Here is a 19,973-nt window from a genome sequence, read left to right on the forward strand (position 1 = left end):
GCTTATTTTTAGAATGTCAAGCCGATTTAAAGAAAAAGTTTAGTTTCATTAAACTTTTTCTTTAAATCGGCTTGATTGGCGTCTTGCTATAGGCTTTTATAGGGTCAAATCCACTTGGGCAATGTAAAATTGGGTCGGGCTCCGGTTGGAAATTTTTGCCGCCATGCAAATATAGGGGACGGACTTATCCATATCAAAGCCGACAACATAGGCCGGCATCCGGGCACTATCCCGTTCGATTAATTTCTTCGCGTCAAAGACGTCCACAGCCCCGTCATCCCGGATAATGGTCAGGCCACTGCTGGCCGCCAGGACAACGCCCCCTTCGACAGGGGTGATGCTCTTGGGCTCACCGAATTTTTCCAGGGACATGGAGGTCTGCTGGGTCAGGCTGCCATCAGGCTTATAACTAAAGACCCAGATTTTTTTATCGGCCTTGGCCACCAGGTGGATACCCTTCTTCTCATCATAGTAGCCGGTCACGATATCGCGGACAAAGACCGGACCATTGGTCTGGTCGGTTTGGATGCCTTCCAGCTGGAGGGGTTCCAGCTCGCTAACGAGGCCCCCTTCATCAAGGCTAAACCGCCTTACGGCTGTGTTCGAGGCAAAGGACAGGCCCTTGCGGGTGTGGTCCATGAGAACGGCCTTTTCAAGGACCCGGTGGGAGGCCACGGGGACATTGGAAAGGTCCTTTTTAATGAGAAATTTTGCATTGGCCTCATCGAAAGTTTCGATTAAAAGAAAGGGGGCCTTGCCGCTGACATTGGTAATAGTACTCGGGCACTGCCAGGACCCCTTGGTTAAGAAGTCTTCCGCCAGGCGCCAGGCCGGCTCCTTCTCCTGCCCCTGTTTTTTATAAATGAACAGGTTGGCGTCATCATAAATATATAAGTGCTTGCTGTCCAATAAACCAAAATTAGAGTAGTCCGGATTGATAAAGGCCTGGTCAGAGTTAAAGGGGACGGCCTTCAGCCGTAAAACGCTCCCGGCCTTGCCCCGGACCGTTTCAAAGCGGGGCATATCCGCAGCCTGGCTTTTGGCCTCGGGAATATCGCGGGTACCGCCCGGATTCAGTATGACAAAAACACCGGCTGTGACCAGCATGGTGACAACAGCGCAAATAATCAGCAGCTGCTTATTTTCTTTCATCCAGTCTTTCCACATTTTTTTCACCTTCCTGCACAACAATCCTTGTTGACAGTATAGCATTATTTGAAGCGTCCGTCTTAAAATTCGACTGAATTTTCACCTTTATTTACAAAAAAAGGTCCCTTGTCGGGACCCTTTCCTTATTCCTCAAAGCAGGCGTCATTTTCACCGATGCTATCCAAGCCAAATTCATCATGGAGGGCTTGCATCAGTTTTTCTTTTAGGCCTTCTTCATCGCGGATGATGCAGGAAATTTTTATTTCCGAGGTGCCGATCATGTCAATGTTGACGCCGTTTTCGTAAAAGACCCGGAACATGCTGGCGGCAATCCCGCGGCCGGTTACCATCCCGGACCCAACGGCGGAGATTTTCATCACGTTGTCGTCAAAGGAGACGGACTCGTACATGATTTGGTCTTTAAGGCTGTTAATGATCCGCCGGGTCTTTTTCAGCTCATTTTTGGGGACGGTAAAGGCAATGTCATTTTTGGCATTTTGCACGCCACTCTGGATGATGAGATCTACATTGACATTTTCATCAGCCAAGGCGGTAAAGATGTCCGCAGCGATACCCGGGCGATCATCCACGCCATAAATGATAATTTCTGCTGTATTTTGGTCACAGGCAATCCCGGTGACGGGATATTCTTTTTCTAAGGCCTCTTTCTTCACAACCAGAGTCCCTCCTTTTTCTGTTTCATAACTGGAACGCACAGCCAAGGGAACGTCATGGGTCTTCGCCATTTCGACAGAACGCGGGTGTAGGACTTTCGCGCCGAGGCTGGCCAGTTCAAGCATCTCATCGTAGGATATTTTGCTGAGTTTAGACGGGTTTTTGACCACCCGGGGGTCTGCTGTATAGATGCCGTCGACATCGGTGTAAATTTCGCATAGGTCAGCTGAAAGGGCCGCTGCAATAGCCACAGCGGTCGTATCTGACCCGCCCCGGCCCAGGGTGGTGATTTCATGCTCCTGGGTGCGCCCCTGGAAACCGGCCACAATGATGATCCGGCCGGCACCCAGTTCATCTTTGACCCGGTCCAGGTCAATGTACTGAATCCGGGCCTTGGTGTGGGACCGGTCGGTAAAGATCCGCATCTGGCCGCCGGTTAAGGATATGGCGTCATGTCCCAGTTCCTGGAGAGCCATAGCCAGGAGGGCAATGGAAATTTGCTCCCCGGTGGAGAGGAGCATATCCATTTCACGCGGAGAAGGGTCTGCAGAAATGCGGGCAGCCCGACTGGTCAAGTCATCTGTAAATCCGGCTGGTGCTGACACCACGACAATGAGGTCATTGCCAGCTTCGGCGGTTTGGGCCACATGCTCGGCTACAGATTTAATTCGGTCTGTGTCCTTCACTGAGGTCCCGCCATATTTTTGAACAATTAGGGCCATAATACCATCTCCGTTTCCTTGTCATCTATCAAGTGCACTCCTCGGCCCACAATCGGTAGGGCTAAGGCGCGCAGGGAAATATCTTGACTGGCTGCCCATTCAATGAGGGGCGCCGTATCAATGGGCTGGTCGGATAAGACCAGGACCGTGCTGCCGGCACCGCTGACCGGGGCCGCTAAGGCGCCGGCTTCCAGGACCATTTGCCGCAATTCAGCCATGCCGGGCATCAGGGGGAGCCGGTAGGGCTCGTGCATCCGGTCTTTCAGCGCTTCCTTGAGCAGGTCTAACTTACCGCTCATAAAGGCGGCTACCGCCAGGCCGTAGTGGCTCAGGCTATAGACGGCGTCTGCCCGGGAGTAGCTGTCAGGCATGACCTGCCGGGCCTTGGCGGTGGCCAGGGCATAGTCGGGAATGAGGACGGTCGCCGTCAGGCCTTCGGGTGGGGTGATCTTATGCCAGTAGACCCGGGACTGGCTGTCTTGGCAGCCCAGGCAAATCCCTCCTAAAATCGCCGGCAGGACGTTATCCGGATGACCATCCATTGCTGTCGCTAGGCTGATGGCCTCCCGGGTTGACAGGGGCTGGCCGCTGACCATATGGGCTGCAGCAATCCCGGCCACAATAGCGGCCGAACTGGACCCAATGCCACGGGCAAAAGGAATGCGGTTGAGGCATTCCAGCCGGGCCCCGGGCACGGCCTTATGGAGCCGGGCAAAGGTCCGGCGGTAGGCATCAATGATAAGATTGTTATGGGGGTCTACCTGGCCGACGCCTTCCCCGGACACCTCTACAAGGATTTCAGCGGACCGGGTCGGGGTTACCTTTAATTCATTGTAAAGGCCCAGGGCCAGGCCGGCCGCATCAAAGCCGGGGCCTAGGTTGGCGCTGGTACCGGGAATCCGCAGGTGAAATGACCCGCTCATCGGATATCACCATAGACCCGGATGACACTTTCCACCTTTTCCACTACCTCTGTATTGCAGATGGCGTCCAGGGCCTGGCGGAAGTTCCGTTCCTTGACGCTGTGGGTAATGATGACCAGGTCAGCCAGGTCGTGGGCGGACAGGGTTTCCTGGACCACCTGGGCAATGCTCACATTGGCATCACCGAAGGCTTGCCCGATTTGGGCCAGGACCCCACTGCTGTCCTTGACCGTCAGGCGGACAAAGAAGGGGTTTTCCACTTCATCAATGGGGAGGAAGCAGCAGGATTCATAGGTACTGTCCCCTAACCGCCCTTCACAGCCACAGACGATATTTCTGGAAATATCGATGATATCCCCGACGACAGCGCTGGCCGTCGGCAACTTGCCGGCGCCCCGACCATAAAACATGGCTTCATCTACAGCATCACCGCGGACAAAGGCGGCATTAAAGCTGTCATTAACGCTGGCTAAGGGGTGACGTTTATCAATAAGGGCCGGGTAGACCCGGAGAGCAACGCCCTCGGCCTGCTTATTGGCAATGCCTAAGAGCTTGATGACATAGCCAAAGCGGGCTGCATAAGCGATATCTACAGCGGTCACCTTGGTAATCCCTTCGATGTAGACATCATCAAAGACGGCCGGGCAATGAAAGGCTAAGTTGGCCAGGATGGCCACCTTACGGCCGGCATCCAAGCCTTCGACGTCAGCCGTCGGATCGGCTTCAGCATAGCCCAAGCGGGTTGCTTCCGCCAGGGCCTGGTCATAACTCCAACCTTCTTCCGCCATTTTAGACAGGATATAGTTGGTCGTCCCATTCATAATCCCAACGATTTCTTCAATATGGTTGGCGGAAAGGCCTTCCATTAAGGGGTGGACAATGGGAATGGCCCCCATGGCTGCCGCTTCAAACATAAAGTCCTTACCGGCTTTGGCAGCCGCAGCGTAAATTTCCCGGCCGGCCACAGCAATGAGGTCTTTATTGGCGCTGACGACACTCTTACCCGCAGCCAGGGCCTTTAAAATATATGTTTTGGCCGGTTCAAGGCCACCAATGAGTTCCACAACGATATCAATGTCCTCATCAGCTAAAATCTGATCAATATCATCAGTCAGTTGGACCTGGTCCGGAATCTGCTCCCGGTACTTGGCCGGATGGCGGACCAGGACGGTTTTGACCACCAGGTCTGCCCCTACCTTATGAGCAAACTGCTCCCTTTGGCGATTCATGATCACCTCAAAGGTGCCACTGCCAACTGTCCCAAAACCCAAAAGGGCCACTTGAATCGTTTTCATATAACCCGTCCTCACTATAAATTATTTTGTCCGACCAGCTCAACGCTTAAGACCCGGTCTACTGCATACAGGGCCTCCAGCAGGTCTTCCAGGTGAATCGCCCCGTCTTCAGACTCAAAACTGATGGTCACCCGAGCAATCCCCTGAGTCGGAATTCCTTGGTTAATAGTTAGTACGCTGGCCCCGCTTTGGGCCAGGACATTTAAGCAAGCGGATAGCACGCCGGTATGGTTTTCTAAATTAATCTGCAGGGTGATGATGCGTTCTTTAATGGCTTCATAAAAAGGGAAGATGCCGTCACGATACTTGTAAAAGGCGCTACGGCTAATGCCTACCTGTTTAACCGCTTCATTAATGGTTAAGACCGGGTATTTGGCCAGCAATTCTTTGGTCTGAGCCGTTTTTAAAATGGCTTCCGGTAAGATACGCTCATCAACAATATACCGTTTGTTTGATAAATTCTCTTTCATATATGGTCCCTCTCAGTCTACCTGATATGGATTTCTTTCCGTGGCAAATAGATGGTATCTATTTGTCGCAAACTTGTCAACTGCCTAGGTTCATTTTTAAGAAAAAAGTCCATCAGATAGGCATATAGCAAAAAAGAAAGGCCAGAAAACCGACCTTTCTTCACAGCCTTGTAGGCTTATTCTGTAAAGTACCGGACGCCGCTTTCAAAGATGCGCTGATCTTTTTCGCCGGGAATATTTTTGGCAATATGGGCGCCAATCCGTTCGCTGTGCCCCATCTTACCCAGGATCCGTCCATCGGCGGACATGAGCCCTTCAATGGCGTAATTGCCCCCGTTGGGGTTGTAGGCAATATCCATCTGGGGCAGGCCCTGGGCATCACAGTACTGGCTGACCACCTGGCCATTTTGGACCAGGGCCTCTAGCCGGTCCGGGCTGGCCATGAAGCGACCTTCCCCATGAGAAATAGGAATGGCATGGACATCGCCCGGTTCTACCCCCTGGAGCCAGGGGGATTGGTTGGAAACAATCCGGGTATGGACATACCGGCTCTGGTGGCGGCCAATGGCGTTAAAGGTCAGGGTGCAGTCGTTATCTGCTGCCGGGGTAATCTTACCATGGGGCAGGAGGCCTAACTTGACCAGGGCCTGGAAGCCGTTGCAAATGCCCAATAAGAGGCCATCCTGGTCATTTAAGAACCGGTCCAGGGCTTCAGTCAGCCGGGCTTCCCGGAAGAAGGCAGCGATGTACTTGCCGCTGCCATCGGGCTCATCCCCAAAGGAGAAGCCGCCGGGGAAGACCAGCATTTGGGCCTGGCGGATGGCGGCTTCCATCCGCTTGACAGCATCTTCCAGGAGGGCCTGGGTCAAGTTGGCGACAACCACCGTCTCTACCTCTGCCCCGGCCCGGGCCAGGGCCCGGGCGGTATCATATTCACAGTTGGTACCCGGGAAGACCGGCACGATGGCCCGGGGCTTGGTTAGGGCCGGAATCTTCCGCTTGAGCAGGGACCGGTTCGCTGCCTGTAAAACCGGCGCTTCCCCGGACTGCTTGGCGTGAATCGGGTAGACCGCTGTGAGGGTCTCCTGCCACTCGGCGCAAAGGCCGGCCAGGGCCAGGGAGGCATCCGGCAGTTGGATGGCAAAGTCAGCGATGGTTTGACCGATGACCTGGGCCCGGTCGAAGGGCTTGGCCAGTTCAACGATGATGCTGCCAACGGCGGCTGCCTCGGCCAGGCCTTGCCCTTCTGCCGTTAAGCTTAGGCCAAGGCCATTGCCCAGGGCCATCTTAAAGAGCCCTTCAGCGGCGCCACCCCGGCTGATGGCCCAGGCAGCTACAATACTGCCATCGGCCACAGCCTCTTCATAAGCAGCCCAGGCATCCCGGAAGGCCTCCCGGTCAATCCGCCCCTCTTTGCGGGGAAGGGTGAAAATGGCCAGGTCATGGCCCGGGGCCTTGAGCTCAGGGCTAATGACCCGGTTGGCGTCACTGATGGCCGTGGCAAAGGCCACCAGGGTCGGCGGCACATCCAAGTCTTCAAAGCTCCCACTCATGGAGTCCTTACCGCCGATGGCCGGTACGCTCATATCATACTGGGCCATCAGGGCACCGAGAACGGCCTGGAAGGGCTGGCCCCAACGGTCGGGGTCATTTCTCAGACTGTGGAAATACTCCTGAAGGGAGAGGTAAATGTTCCGGTTTGTCGTCCCGGTGGCGATGACCTTGGTCACCGCCTCTACCACGGCCTCATAGGCCCCCTGGTAGGGGTCGGCGCTCATGGCATAGGGGTCAAAGCCATAGGCAAAGAGGCTGGTGGTATCAGTGGTCCCCTGGAGGACCGGAATTTTCCCGGCCATCGTCTGGATGGGGGTCAGCTGGTGCTTGCCCCCGAGGGGGAAGAGAACCGTTCCGGCTCCTATGCTGGCGTCAAATTGTTCAGTGAGGCCAATTTTACCACAGGTATTGAGGTTCTCTGCCACCTGACGAATCTGGTCCGCCAAGGGCTGGACTGCCTGGGCCCGGTCGGCTAAGGGGGCCACCCGGACGGTCATTTCCTTCGGGGCACCGGCTGAGTCAACAAAGGCCCTGGACAGATCGACAATCTTATCTCCCCGCCATTCTAAAACGAGCCGGGGGTCAGCTGTAATTTCAGCGACAATGGTAGCCTCCAGGTTTTCCGCCTGGCAGGCCTTTTCAAACATGGGCCAATCAGCCCGGTCAATGACACAGGCCATCCGTTCCTGGGATTCAGAGATGGCCAGCTCGGTGCCGTTGAGGCCCTCGTATTTTTTAGGGACTGCGTCTAGGTTGACATGGACCCCATCGGCCAGTTCGCCAATGGCCACAGAAACGCCACCGGCGCCGAAGTCATTGCAGCGCAAAATGGCCCGGGCCACTTCCGGCTGGCGGAAGAGGCGCTGGATTTTGCGTTCTTCAACAGGGTTCCCCTTTTGGACCTCTGCACCGGAAGTTTCCAGGGATTCCTCGGTATGGGTCTTAGAAGACCCGGTCGCACCGCCGCACCCATCGCGGCCGGTCCGGCCGCCGATAAGGACGACGATATTGCCCGGCTCCGGTACCTTCCGAACCACTTGGTCAGCCGGGGCTGCCGCAACGACTGCCCCTACCTCCATCCGCTTGGCTTCATAGCCCGGGTGGTAGACCTCGTCCACCAGGCCTGTCGCCAGGCCGATTTGATTGCCATAAGAGGAAAAACCATCGGCCGCGAGCCGGCAAATCCGGCTTTGGGGGAGTTTCCCCGGCAGGGTGTCGGCCAGGGGCTTGCGGGGATCGGCTGCCCCGGTTAAGCGCAGGCTTTGGTAGACATAGCTCCGGCCACTTAAGGGGTCCCGGATGGCGCCCCCCAGACAGGTGGCTGCCCCACCGAAAGGTTCGATTTCCGTCGGGTGGTTATGGGTTTCATTCTTGAACATATACAGCCAGGGCTCGGTGCCCTGGTCGGTTTCCACATTCATCTTGACCGAACAGGCGTTGATTTCTTCGCTTTCATCCAGGTGCTGGACCAGCTGGTGCTTTTTCAGGTACTTGCTGGCCAGGGTCCCCATATCCATCAGGGTGACGGGACGGGCGGCTTCCTTGTCGCCATAGACGTCCTTCCGCATGGCCCGGTAGCTGGTATAGGCGGCCTGGACATCCGGGCGTTGAATATCAATATCCGTCAGCCGGGTGTTAAAGGTCGTATGCCGGCAGTGGTCTGACCAATAGGTATCGATGACCCGAAGCTCGGTTTCAGTCGGGTTGCGGCCTTCTTCTCTGAAATAGGTCTGCATAAAGGCCAGGTCTGCTGCGTCCATGGCCAGGCCCCAGCGGTCAATAAAGGCCGGCAGGTCCGCCTCAGCCAGGTCGTTAAAGCCGCTGACCTCCTCCACCGGCTGGATAGCCGGAATATGGGCTTCAAGCCGGTCCGGTTTGGCCAGGGCTGCCTCCCGGGCTTCCACCGGGTTGATGAGGTAGTCCCTGATGGCCGCGCGGTCGGCTTCAGTGAGGTCTCCGTAAAAAATATAGACCATGGCGGTTTTTACTTCAGGTCGGTCCCCGGTAACCAGGGCCACGCACTGGGCGCAAGAGTCTGCCCGTTGGTCATACTGACCGGGCAGGGCTTCTACCGCCAGGGTAAAGTCGCCTGCTGTATCAGCCGGCAACCGGTCTTCATAAACAAGGTCTGTAAAGGGTTCGCTTAAGATGGTTTCCTTCACTTCTGCCTGGTAGGTCTCGGGCAGGGTTTCTAAATCATAACGGACAAACTGGCGAAGGGCTTGCAGCCGGGGCATATTCAGATCGCGTTTGAGGGTCTCACACAGGTGCAGGGCCCCATCGCGAAAGCCTTCTCGGCGTTCAACAAAGTAGCGTTTGAGTTGGCTCATCCTAGTCCTCCAATTCTAATGCCTTCATGCCGATATCATGGCGGTATTGCATCCCATCAAAGTCAATATAGGCCACCGCCTTATAGGCCTCTTCCATAGCGGACCGGATATCCGGCCCCAGGGCGGTGACCCCGAGGACCCGGCCGCCGGCTGTTAACAGGCGGTCTTGGTTATCTAAGCGGGTGCCGGCGTGGAAAACCACTGCCCCGTGGGCCTCTGCCGCGGGAATCCCCCGGATTTCGTCTCCCTTGCGGGGGGAGGCCGGGTAGTCCTTGGCCGCTAAGACCACGCATACCGCTGCTTCATCGTGCCAGCTGAGGCTGACCTGGTCCAGCCGGCCTTCAATTGAGGCCAGGAGGGGTTCGGTGATATCGCTGGCCAGCCGCATGAGGACCGGCTGGGTTTCCGGGTCACCAAAGCGGGCATTGTATTCCAGGACCTTGGGCCCATCCTTAGTCAGCATCAGACCGGTGTAAAGGACCCCCTTAAAGGGACAGCCTTCTGCAGCCATGGCCGCAATGGTCGGTTTGATAATGGTCTTTAAAACCTCTTCCGCCAGGGCTTCTGTATAAATAGGTGCCGGTGAATAGGCCCCCATACCGCCGGTATTGGGGCCTTCATCGCCATCGAAAATCCGCTTATGGTCTTGGGCGGACACCATGGGGATGACCTGCTTGCCATCGGCAAAGGCCAGCACACTGACCTCCTGGCCTTCTAAAAATTCTTCAACTAGCACCCGTTGGCCGGCCTCGCCGAAGGCCTTGTCGGTCAGCATGTCTTCCAGGGCAGCCAGGGCAGTGGCCGTATCCGGGCAGATGATAACGCCCTTGCCGGCGGCCAGGCCGTCGGCCTTAACGACACAGGGGCCATTAAGGGCCTTGACATAGGCCTGGGCGGCGGCCAGGTCCGTAAAGACATCGAACTTAGCTGTAGGGATCTGGTACTTTTTCATCAATGCCTTGGAAAAAGCCTTGCTCCCCTCTAAGCGGGCAGCGGCCTGACTGGGCCCAAAGCAGGCCAGGCCGGCGGCTTCAAAGGCATCCACAATCCCCATGGTAAGGGGCTTTTCCGGACCAACGACCGTCAGGTCAATTTCTTTTTCCTGGGCAACCCGGACCAGGTCATCAACCTGCTCGACCTGGATGGGTAGGCAGGTGGCCAGGGCCGTCATACCGGCATTGCCGGGGGCCACATAGATATCTGTTACCCGGTCACTCTGGGCCAGTTTCCAAACCAGGGCATGCTCCCGGCCACCGGAGCCAATGACCAATACCTTCATTGTCTACCTCCTCTATTAATGTCTGAAATGACGGACACCGGTAAAGATCATGGCAATACCGGCCTCATCACAGGCTGCAATAGATTCTTCGTCCCGGATGGACCCACCCGGTTGGATAACTGCCACAACACCTGCCTTGGCCGCCTCATCGATGCTATCCCTAAAGGGGAAGAAGGCATCACTGGCCAGGACGGCGCCTTTGGCTTCGCTGCCGGCTTCAGTAAAGGCAATCTTACAAGAACCGACCCGGTTCATTTGACCGGCGCCAACGCCTAGGGTCTGACCATCCTTGGCCACAACAATGGCATTGCTCTTGACGTGTTTAACGGCCTTCCAGGCAAAAAGCAGGTCCTGCATCTGGGCCTCTGTCGGTTTTGTCTTGGTGACGCATTTGAAGTCCGCCGGATTGATAGGCTGGACATCTCGGGATTGGACCAGGAAGCCGCCGCCAACCCGTTCGACCCACTGGGCAGCGTCGGCCTTGGCTACGCCGGTTTCCAGTAAGCGTAACTTGTCCTTCACTTTGAAGGCTTCCAAGGCCTCTTCAGTAAAGGAAGGAGCAATAACGGCCTCCATAAAGGTTTCTGTAATCTGCTGCGCTGTTGGACCATCGACTGCCTGGTTAAAGGCAATAATCCCCCCGTAGGCTGAAACCGGATCAGCCGCCAGGGCCCGGGTGTAGGCCTCCTTAACCCCGGCACCTGTGGCCAGGCCACAGGGGTTGGTGTGCTTAATGATGGCACAGGCAGCGGTATCGGTAAATTCATTGACCAGCTGCCAAGCGGCATCCAGGTCAACGATGTTGTTATAAGAGAGGGCCTTGCCCTGGTGCTGCTTGGCATTGGCTATAGATCCCGGCTTAGGGTCAGCCACATAAAAGGCTGCCTCTTGATGGGGGTTTTCCCCATAGCGGAGGGTCATCTTCCGTTGGCCGCCAAGGGCAAATTCTTCCGGAAATGCCCCTTCACCAAAGGTCTGGCTGAGGAAGGCAGAAATGCTGCTATCGTACACAGCGGTATGCTGGAAGGCCGCCAGGGCCAGTTTTTGCCGCATATCCAGGGGCACTTCGCCGTGGGCCTGGAGGGCCTCTAAAATAGGTTTATACTGGCGGGGGTCAACGACAACGGTAACCCGCTCATGGTTTTTGGCGGCTGCCCGGAGCATGGTCGGGCCACCAATATCAATATTTTCAATGGCCTCTTCTAGGGAAACATCCGGATTGGCAATGGTTTCTCGGAAGGGATAGAGGTTGACCACCACCATGTCAATGGCCTGGATGTGCTGGCGGGTGATTTCCGCAAAATGCTCCGGCGTTTCTTTAGCCAGAATCCCGGCATGGATGACCGGATGAAGGGTTTTGACACGCCCATCAAGCATTTCCGGAAAGCCAGTGACATCCTCTACGGCCTTGACCTCAAGGCCTGCTTCAAGTAGGGTCCGGTAGGTTCCACCGGTAGAGAGCAGGGAAAAACCATTGCGGATGAGCCCCTTGGCAAAGGGCACCAGGTTGGTCTTATCCGATACGGAGAGAAGTGCATAGGACATGAAATAACCCCTTTCTAATCCAGTATAGTTACTGATTGATCCTTAATTTTTATCTGGCCGTTGGCAATTTTACCAATGACCTCACTGTAGAGCCGGTGTTCTTCCGCTAAAATGCGGGCCGCCAGGCGGTCTTCATCGTCTCCCGGCAGGACCGGGACAACCCGTTGGGCAATAATGGCACCGCCATCTAAGATATCATTGACCAGGTGGACCGTACAGCCGCTGACCTTTACCCCATAATCGACCGCCTGCCTTTGGGCGTGGAGGCCGGGAAAGGCGGGTAAAAGAGACGGATGAATATTTATAATCGGCGCCGGAGCCTCTTTGATAAAGACCTGGCTGAGGACCCGCATATAGCCGGCCAAGACAATTAAGTCACAGGGAACGGCCTTGATTTTTTCTAAAAGGGCCAGGTCAAACCGAACCCGGTCCGGGTAATCGGCTGCGGCCAGGGCCGCCTGGGGAATACCCGCCGCCTGCGCCAGGTCTAGGGCCGGGGCATCTGCATGGTCGGATAAGACCAGCTGGATCTTGGCAGCCAGGTCCCCCCTGTCGATATGGTCTTGAATGGCCTTGAAATTAGACCCCCGGCCGGAGGCCAGGACCACCAGGTTGAGCCCGCTCACACGAGCACCACGCTTTGGTCACCGGCTACCACCCGGCCGATTTCATAGTAACGAACCCCACGGCTGTCAAAGTCAGCCTTGACTTGGGCGGCTTCTTCAGCAGCTACGACCACTGCCAGGCCAATGCCCATGTTAAAGGTCCGCCACATATCGTCTTCGGGCACTTGGCCCTCTGCTGCCAGCCAGTCAAAGATAGGCAAGCGGGGCCAGGTGTCCACTTTAATTTCTGCAGATAGGCCTGCCGGCAGGACCCGGGGCACATTTTCGACCAAGCCGCCCCCGGTAATATGGGCCATGGCGTGAATGACGCCGGGCTGGCCCTTTAAGATGGGGAGGACATCCTTGATATAAATCCGGGTTGGCCGCAGGAGGGCCTCACCCAGGGTTTCCCCTAAAGCGTCAATATAGTCTTCGGCTGTTTTGCCGGCCCGGTCAAAGGCAATTTTCCGGGCCAGGGAATAACCATTGGAGTGGAGGCCTGTAGAAGGCAGGCCCAGAATCAGGTCTCCTTCTTTGACGGCGCTCCCGTCTAGGAGAGCCTCTTTTTCAACAATCCCAACGGAAAAACCGGCGACATCATATTCACCGGCCTGGTAAAAGCCAGGCATTTCAGCTGTTTCACCGCCAATTAAGGCACAGCCGGCCTGGACACAACCTTCAGCAATACCGGCCACCACTTCGGCCAACTGGTCCGGGTCCAACTGGCCAACGGCTACATAGTCTAGGAAAAAGAGGGGTTCTGCCCCGGCCACTAAAATATCATTCACGCACATGGCCACCGCATCAATACCGATGGTATCGTGCTTACCACACATAAAGGCCACTTTTAACTTGGTCCCAATGCCGTCGGTCCCGCTCACCAGAACCGGGTTTTCATAGCCCTTGGGGACCTGGAAAAGGCCCCCAAAGCCGCCTAAGCCGCCAAGGACTTCAGGCCGTTTGGTCCGGGCGACCAAGGGTTTAATCTTATCAACTGCTTCATTCCCTTTGTTGATGTCTACACCCGCATCGCGGTAGGTCATGGCTTTCTTCATGTTTATTCTCCTTCTGCAGGGATACCGAGGTGGTAGGCCCCACCGATACACGCATCACAGAATCGCGGCTCGCCACCCAGGGCTTCTAAGAGCCCCTCTGAGCTGAGGAAGTGGAGGCTGTCGGCGCCGATATATTCGCGCATACCTTCCAGGTCCATTTTAGCGGCAATCAGCCGGTCACGCTCAGCGGTGTCAATGCCGTAGTAACAGGGGTTGACCACCGGCGGGCAGGTGACCAGGAAGTGGACTTCCTTGGCCCCCCGCTCCTTAAGCAAGGCCACCAGCCGTTTACTGGTCGTGCCCCGCACAATGCTGTCGTCGACAACAGCAATCCGCCGGCCTTCTAATTCTTCCCGGATGGGGTTTAACTTTAGCTTGACCAATTGCTCCCGCATTTCCTGGGTCGGGGCGATAAAGGTCCGGCCGGTATAGCGGTTTTTCAGAATACCCGGGGTAAACTCAATCCCGCTTTCTTCGGCAAAGCCGATGGCCGCACTGGTACCGGAGTCCGGCACCGGGATGACCACATCTACATCCAGGTCATCCTTGATTTCCCGGGCCAGAATAGCCCCCATCCGCCGGCGGGACAAGTTAACGTTAATCCCATCAATGGTCGAGTCCGGCCGGGCAAAGTAGACGTATTCAAAGGCGCAATGGGCCGGTTGGGGTGGATGAGCGATTTCACGGCTGTGGATGCCGTCCGCGTCGATGGTCAGGGTTTCACCGGGACGGACATCCCGGATAAAGGTGGCTCCAATGGTGTCTAGGGCACAGGTTTCAGAGGCCACGCAGTAGCCTTCCGGCAGCTTACCAATGCAAAGGGGCCGGTTGCCGTAGGGGTCGCGGGCGGCATAGATGGTATCCTGGTTCATGGCCACCAGGGCATAGGAGCCTTGGAGGTCTGCCATGGCCTGGCTGATGGACACATCTAAAGACCCGTGACCATACCGGGCCAGGAGGTTACAGACCAACTCGGCGTCGGTGGTCGTTTGAAAGACAGACCCGCTCTGGGCCAGCCAGTTGCGGAGCTTGCCGGTATTGGTCAAAGACCCGTTCATGGCCAGGGCCACATCCCCTTGGAGGTAGTGGGCAACGATGGGCTGGATATTGATATCCGCATTACCGTCACTATTGGAATACCGGACATGGCCAATGCCACAGGCCCCGGTGAGCTTGGATAGGATGTCTTCGTCAAAGACTTCTGTAACCAGGCCCTGGGCCTTGTAAAATTCAATCTTTTTATGGTTTGAGCTGGCAATCCCGCAGGCTTCCTGTCCCCGGTGCTGGAGGGCAAAAAGCCCATAATAGCATCTTGACGCCACCTCTTTATTTTTGGTATAGATGGCGAATACGCCACATTCTTCATGAAACCCGTCTGCCGCTATAACTGCCATAATGTCCTCCCCTTCTAACGCTTATGCGCCTGATCGATGCTTTACTGGTCTAAAGCCTGGAGCCGGCGCCACACTTCGACGTAGGCTTCGGCAACCCCGCCCAAGTCACGGCGAAAGCGGTCTTTATCCAGTTTTTCACGTGTATCCTTATCCCAGAGCCGGCAGGTATCCGGCGAAATTTCATCTGCCAGGATAATGGTCCCATCCGGGGTCCGGCCAAATTCCAATTTAAAGTCCACCAGGATAAGGTTGGCCTCATCCAGCCACTGGCTGAGGAGGTCATTGATTTTGAAGGCTTCACTGATGATTGTATCAATCTCTTCTTTCGTCGCCACCCCAAGGGCCTGAGCATGGTAGCGGTTGATGAGGGGGTCGCCCAGGTCGTCATCCTTATAGGAAAACTCGATGATAGGTGTCTTGGCAACCAGGCCTTCTTCCAGACCCAGGCGCTTGGCCATGGACCCGGCAATGATATTCCGAACAATAACTTCAAGCTTGATGATTTCGACCCGTTTGACCAGTTGGTGGTCATCATCTACCACTTGGACCAGGTGGTTTTTGACCCCCTGGTCGGTTAAGCGGTTAAAGAACCAGCCTGAAATTTTATTGTTCAGGACCCCCTTATGGGCGATGGTGCCTTTTTTCTCCCCGTTGAAAGCGGTCGCATCATCCTTGTACTCTACCATGTAAAGCTGGTCATCGTCTGTTTTAAATACACGTTTTGCTTTTCCTTCGTAAAGTTGATCAAGCACTTTCATTAAATAGGCTTCCTTTCTTAATCCATTAAGCCGGCGCGACGGAAAATATAATCGACCCGTTTAGTGTGGTAGCTGTAGTCAAAGATATCATCCAGGGTTTGGTCATCTAGGTGGGCAGTGATGCGGTCGTCTGCCTTGACTAGGTCATGGAAGGAGGTTTGCTCATCCCAGGCCCGCATGGCATTTTCCTGGACCCAGGGATAGGCCGTATCCCGGGCCACGCCTTTTTCAACCAGGGCCAGGAGAACTCTTTGGGAGAAAATAAGCCCATGGGTTTTTTCGACATTCTGCATCATTTGCTCTTCACGGACAACCAGGTTTTCAGCCACATTGGTGAAAACGCCCAGGATATAGTAGAGTAGGGCTGTGGAGTCCGGCATGATGATCCGTTCAACGGAAGAGTGGGAAATGTCCCGCTCGTGCCAGGTGACGCAGTTTTCCGCTGCCGGGAGGACATTGCTCCGGATAATCCGGGCCAAGCCGCAAACCCGTTCACAGTGGATGGGGTTCCGCTTGTGAGGCATGGCAGAAGACCCCTTCTGCCCCTTAGCAAAGGCCTCTTGGACTTCAGCCACTTCTGTCCGCTGAAGGTTGCGAATTTCCGTTGCGAATTTTTCCAAAGAGGTGGCGATGTTGGCCAGGGCCATCATGAATTCCAGGTGGTGGTCCCGCTGGATAATCTGGGTGGACACCGACTCCGGCTTTAAGGAAAGATGGTCGCAGACATAAGCCTCAATGGCCGGGTCAATGTTGGCAAAGGTCCCGACGGCCCCTGAAATAGCCCCAACGCTGATATTCTCAATGGCCCGCTCCAACCGGTCTTTCTGCCGGCACATTTCGGTGTACCACATGGCCAGCTTCAAACCGAAGGTCACCGGTTCTGCATGGACCCCATGGGTCCGGCCCATAGCCAGGGTATCCTTGTAGCGGAGGGCCTGCTTTTTTAGGACTTCGATGAGCTGGTTGACCCGGTCTAAAATAAGGAGGCCGGCTTGGCGAATTTGCACCGAAAAGCTCGTATCCAGAACATCTGAAGAGGTCATCCCCAGGTGGATATACTTGCCATCCTCGCCGACGTACTCGGCCATACAGGAGACAAAGGCAATGACGTCATGCTTGGTCACCCGTTCAATTTCCTTAATCCGGTCGACGTCGAAATTGGCCTTTTCACGAATATTGTGAGCCGCCTCTTTGGGAATTTCCCCTATTTCCGCCATGGCTTCGGAAGCGAGGATTTCCACTTCCATCATAATGGAGAATTTATTGGCATCGGACCAAATAGCCTGCATTTCCGGTTGGCTGTAGCGATCGATCATCTTACTTCTCCTCTTTCATTTCGCGCAAGGCATCCTGCAGCTTGGCATCCTTTTGGGCAACACCGGCGGCCATATCTTCCTTATATTGAACCAGCTTTTGCTGCAGGCTGTCATCTGCCAGAGCCAGCATTTCTGCGGCTAAGATGGCAGCGTTTTTAGCCCCGTCAATGCCGACGGTCGCCACCGGAATCCCGGAGGGCATTTGTACAATTGCGTAAAGAGCGTCTACCCCATTTAAGGCCGTGGCGTTAATGGGCACACCAATGACCGGCAGAGTGGTTTTGGCTGCGAGTACACCTGGCAGGTGGGCAGCTGCGCCGGCGCCGGCAATGATGACCCGCATCCCCTTTTCAGCGGCTTCAGCAGAAAACTTGAGCGCCTTTTCCGGGCTGCGGTGGGCACTGGCCACCAACATTTCATAAGGAATCCCGAATTCATCCAACTGGAGGGCTGCCTTTTTCATGATTTTAAAATCAGAGTCGCTGCCCATCACAATCCCAACTAAGGGTGTAGTGTTTGCTTGCATAAGTATAGACCCCTTTCTTTGACATACAACAAAAGCCCAAGCGGGTAGGTTTTCTATGGTCAATGGTCATAGGAAACCTACCCGCCTGGGCTTTTATCCCTTCGGTGTAGCACAAATTTGTGCCCATACCACTTGGTTAGCCAGGCTACCCTAGGTATGCTTTCCCGTGCTAATGGCATATAAAATATATCCAAACGACGGCTTATTTATTCAACTGTTTGTAGTGTAGCACAGCCTTTTCTCAGCGTCAATAAGCCAAGTTGTTAAAAGGCGTTTTCATAATGTTCAAGCCTCAAGGCCCCATCAGCCTCTTCATAGCAGGCAACGACATCAAAGCGACAAATATCGTCGCAGGGATGGGCCAGCAGCCAGGCCTGGGCCGTATGGCGGATTTTCGCCTGTTTCCGGCTATCGACGGTTTCCTCCGGCCGGACCATGGCCCCATACTTACGGGCCCGGACCTCGGTAAAAACCAGAGTATCCTCCCGGCGGCTAATGATATCGATTTCCCCATCGCGAATGGCGTAATTCCGGCTGATGATCTTGTGCCCCTTCTTTTTCAGGAGCCGGACCGCGGCCTCTTCTGCTGCCTGGCCGAAGTCCTGCCGGGACTTATGCCTTTTTAAGCCAGGCATCCACCGCATCGGAAATCACCCGGCCATCAGCCAACCCCTTTAAGGCCCCCATGGCCTTGCCCATGAGCATACCCTTGTTGGCTTCTTGAGGCGACAAGTCGGCAAAGAGGTCGTTGACCTTGGCTTGAACCGCTTCAGCCGTCAACTGCTCCGGCAAAAAGCCCTTTAAGATGTCAATTTCCTTGGCCATTTCTTCTTGCTTGTCTGGACGGGAAGCCGCGAGATCATAAGCCTCCTGGGCCTTTTTCAAGGCCTTTTGCACCACCGCCTGGCATTCTTCTTCAGATAAATCCTGGCCCTTTTCTTTCATCTTATAGGTCATGTCGGACATCAGACCTGTGATGACCTTATTTTTAAAGGTGTCCTTATTTTTTAAGGCTTGCATTTTTTCTCGTCTATAATCTTCGTACAGCATATAGCCTCCAATTTATTCTGGTATGTTTTCCGGGTTGACAACCGCCTTGCTTTTATTCCGTCTCAGGGCATAAAAACTAAAGACCAAGGCCCCAAAGAGCATGGGAATCCCTGCGAAAAGCGGGTTTAATAAGATAAGTCCAAAGAGCAGGAAGAGGGGAATCAGGCGGGTCACATGCACCTGCCGGCCTAAGCCGTGGCAATCCGGGCAGAGGCCCTCGGCATGTTCCTGCCGCATCTTCTTCCCTGTTGCGGCCCCCTGGCCATCGCATACCGGGCACTTCCGGTGGGTCACATAGCTTTCCGTCACCGTCCGCACCTGCCGGCTCAAGCCCTGGCAAACCGGGCAGTCGACTTCTGTTACCTGGCCATTGGTCAAGAGCTGCCGCACCTGTCCCTGGTGGCAGGAGGGATTATCGCAAGGTGTTTCTTTTAAATGCTCAATCTCTTCAGTCACTTCAATAATACCGGACCCCTTGCAGCGGGGGCAGGGACTGATGGTATCATCACTTATATTAGCCGGCAGCGCACCGGCACCGTCACACGCCTGACAAGGGGTAACCGCCCCTCGAAACCAATCAATAATACGGCCCATGCCTGCCTCCTTACATTAGGATTGCAACTGTACCGACGACCATGAGAACAATGACCGCCAACAGGAAAATTCGTTCTTTTTTAACCTCTGCGAGGACACCCTTCCCTTGGCAGTAATCACAGGGAATAGTCACACAATCAACATCGCCGGTCTGGCAGCAATCGACACAGCCAGCGCCTTGACAAACGGGACAGACGGTTCGGTCTACAAAAAAACCGCTCTTCACCTTTGCCTTGTCACTCATAATATCCCACCGTTCCAATGATTAGTCAAATTACATCTAAGGCCATTTTATCACAAGAGCTAAGACCGCTCAAGCAAAGAGGACTTATAAATATCTTGCATTTTCTCGCCCAGTCTGCTAGTATATTAAAGTATGATATATTGGCAAAGGAGGTATTCCCATGGCAAGAAGTTGTGACATCTGCGGCAAAGGCGTGACCACCGGCATGCGCGTAAGCCACTCTCATATTCGCAATAAAAGAACCTGGCGCCCGAATATCCAAACGGTCCGCACCGTGGTCAACGGCACGCCCAAGAAATTGAACGTGTGCACCCGCTGCCTCCGTTCTGGTAAAGTTCAACGCGCTAAAACCGCGAACCAAGCCACTGAATCTAATGCTTAATTGACCCTACCCTTCTAAAACGTTCTGTTTTAGGAGGTTTTTTTATGCCCCCTTTCTCCGCAAGTTCCCCAACAAAATAAAAACCGAGGCAGCTCCGAACCATTATC

19 protein-coding genes are annotated in these 19,973 nt (G+C 55.0%); 1 reads left to right on the forward strand and 18 read right to left on the reverse strand.

The features are described from left to right. Nucleotides 1-96: 96 nt before the first annotated feature. From ACKQTC_RS08290 to ACKQTC_RS08375, 18 genes are all read right to left on the reverse strand, one after another. Nucleotides 97-1,167, reverse strand: coding sequence for a hypothetical protein (locus ACKQTC_RS08290; RefSeq protein ID WP_408977979.1), 1,071 nt, complete (start codon nucleotides 1,165-1,167; stop codon nucleotides 97-99). A gap of 125 nt (nucleotides 1,168-1,292) precedes the next feature. Beyond that, nucleotides 1,293-2,546 (reverse strand): aspartate kinase, encoded by a 1,254-nt coding sequence (locus ACKQTC_RS08295; protein WP_408977980.1) that lies wholly within the window; start codon nucleotides 2,544-2,546, stop codon nucleotides 1,293-1,295. Next, entirely contained in the window at nucleotides 2,537-3,469 is a 933-nt protein-coding gene (gene thrB, locus ACKQTC_RS08300) for a homoserine kinase (protein WP_408977981.1), read from the reverse strand. Before thrB ends, ACKQTC_RS08295 begins: the two co-directional genes overlap by 10 nt. Beyond that, nucleotides 3,466-4,764, reverse strand: coding sequence for a homoserine dehydrogenase (locus ACKQTC_RS08305; protein ID WP_408977982.1), 1,299 nt, complete (start codon nucleotides 4,762-4,764; stop codon nucleotides 3,466-3,468). The genes thrB and ACKQTC_RS08305 overlap by 4 nt, the downstream gene beginning before the upstream one ends. Before the next feature lie 14 nt (nucleotides 4,765-4,778). Beyond that, nucleotides 4,779-5,234 carry an ACT domain-containing protein gene (locus tag ACKQTC_RS08310; RefSeq protein ID WP_408977983.1) on the reverse strand — a complete coding sequence of 152 codons (456 nt, stop codon included), beginning with the start codon at nucleotides 5,232-5,234 and terminating at the stop codon, nucleotides 4,779-4,781. A 176-nt stretch (nucleotides 5,235-5,410) separates the two neighbouring features. Beyond that, nucleotides 5,411-9,118, reverse strand: coding sequence for a phosphoribosylformylglycinamidine synthase (locus tag ACKQTC_RS08315; protein ID WP_408977984.1), 3,708 nt, complete (start codon nucleotides 9,116-9,118; stop codon nucleotides 5,411-5,413). Nucleotide 9,119: 1 nt separating this feature from the next. Next, nucleotides 9,120-10,397 carry a phosphoribosylamine--glycine ligase gene (gene purD, locus ACKQTC_RS08320; protein ID WP_408977985.1) on the reverse strand — a complete coding sequence of 426 codons (1,278 nt, stop codon included), beginning with the start codon at nucleotides 10,395-10,397 and terminating at the stop codon, nucleotides 9,120-9,122. 15 nt (nucleotides 10,398-10,412) lie between these two features. Beyond that, nucleotides 10,413-11,942 (reverse strand): bifunctional phosphoribosylaminoimidazolecarboxamide formyltransferase/IMP cyclohydrolase, encoded by a 1,530-nt coding sequence (gene purH, locus ACKQTC_RS08325; protein WP_408977986.1) that lies wholly within the window; start codon nucleotides 11,940-11,942, stop codon nucleotides 10,413-10,415. A gap of 14 nt (nucleotides 11,943-11,956) precedes the next feature. Continuing rightward, nucleotides 11,957-12,568 carry a phosphoribosylglycinamide formyltransferase gene (gene purN / locus ACKQTC_RS08330; protein ID WP_408977987.1) on the reverse strand — a complete coding sequence of 204 codons (612 nt, stop codon included), beginning with the start codon at nucleotides 12,566-12,568 and terminating at the stop codon, nucleotides 11,957-11,959. Next, complete coding sequence (gene purM, locus ACKQTC_RS08335) at nucleotides 12,565-13,602, reverse strand: phosphoribosylformylglycinamidine cyclo-ligase (protein ID WP_408977988.1); 1,038 nt, start codon at nucleotides 13,600-13,602, stop codon at nucleotides 12,565-12,567. The genes purN and purM overlap by 4 nt, the downstream gene beginning before the upstream one ends. A gap of 2 nt (nucleotides 13,603-13,604) precedes the next feature. Then, nucleotides 13,605-14,996: an amidophosphoribosyltransferase gene (purF, locus tag ACKQTC_RS08340; protein ID WP_408977989.1), complete on the reverse strand. Its 1,392-nt coding sequence runs from the start codon at nucleotides 14,994-14,996 to the stop codon at nucleotides 13,605-13,607. Between the two features lie 41 nt (nucleotides 14,997-15,037). Then, nucleotides 15,038-15,754: a phosphoribosylaminoimidazolesuccinocarboxamide synthase gene (purC, locus tag ACKQTC_RS08345; protein ID WP_408977990.1), complete on the reverse strand. Its 717-nt coding sequence runs from the start codon at nucleotides 15,752-15,754 to the stop codon at nucleotides 15,038-15,040. Nucleotides 15,755-15,771: 17 nt separating this feature from the next. Next, a complete protein-coding gene (purB, locus tag ACKQTC_RS08350; protein WP_408977991.1) occupies nucleotides 15,772-17,070 on the reverse strand; it encodes an adenylosuccinate lyase in 1,299 nt (432 codons plus the stop codon). A 1-nt stretch (nucleotide 17,071) separates the two neighbouring features. Continuing rightward, the gene (gene purE, locus ACKQTC_RS08355) at nucleotides 17,072-17,596 is read right to left on the reverse strand and encodes a 5-(carboxyamino)imidazole ribonucleotide mutase (protein ID WP_408977992.1); all 525 of its coding nucleotides are present in this window, start codon (nucleotides 17,594-17,596) and stop codon (nucleotides 17,072-17,074) included. 263 nt (nucleotides 17,597-17,859) lie between these two features. Further along, complete coding sequence (locus ACKQTC_RS08360) at nucleotides 17,860-18,231, reverse strand: YraN family protein (RefSeq protein ID WP_408977993.1); 372 nt, start codon at nucleotides 18,229-18,231, stop codon at nucleotides 17,860-17,862. Then, on the reverse strand, nucleotides 18,209-18,646 hold the full coding sequence (locus tag ACKQTC_RS08365) for a GatB/YqeY domain-containing protein (RefSeq protein WP_408977994.1): 438 nt from the start codon (nucleotides 18,644-18,646) through the stop codon (nucleotides 18,209-18,211). The genes ACKQTC_RS08360 and ACKQTC_RS08365 overlap by 23 nt, the downstream gene beginning before the upstream one ends. A 12-nt stretch (nucleotides 18,647-18,658) precedes the next feature. Next, the gene (locus ACKQTC_RS08370) at nucleotides 18,659-19,240 is read right to left on the reverse strand and encodes a hypothetical protein (RefSeq protein ID WP_408977995.1); all 582 of its coding nucleotides are present in this window, start codon (nucleotides 19,238-19,240) and stop codon (nucleotides 18,659-18,661) included. A gap of 10 nt (nucleotides 19,241-19,250) precedes the next feature. Then, nucleotides 19,251-19,484, reverse strand: a complete 234-nt coding sequence (locus tag ACKQTC_RS08375) for a hypothetical protein (RefSeq protein WP_408977996.1) — start codon at nucleotides 19,482-19,484, stop codon at nucleotides 19,251-19,253. Between the two features lie 160 nt (nucleotides 19,485-19,644). On the opposite strand from ACKQTC_RS08375, the gene rpmB reads away from it, so the two are divergent. Continuing rightward, nucleotides 19,645-19,866, forward strand: a complete 222-nt coding sequence (gene rpmB / locus ACKQTC_RS08380; RefSeq protein WP_408977997.1) for a 50S ribosomal protein L28 — start codon at nucleotides 19,645-19,647, stop codon at nucleotides 19,864-19,866. Nucleotides 19,867-19,973: the final 107 nt, after the last annotated feature.

The sequence above is a fragment of the Peptococcus simiae genome (assembly GCF_046097595.1).
GTDB lineage: Bacteria > Bacillota > Peptococcia > Peptococcales > Peptococcaceae > Peptococcus > Peptococcus simiae.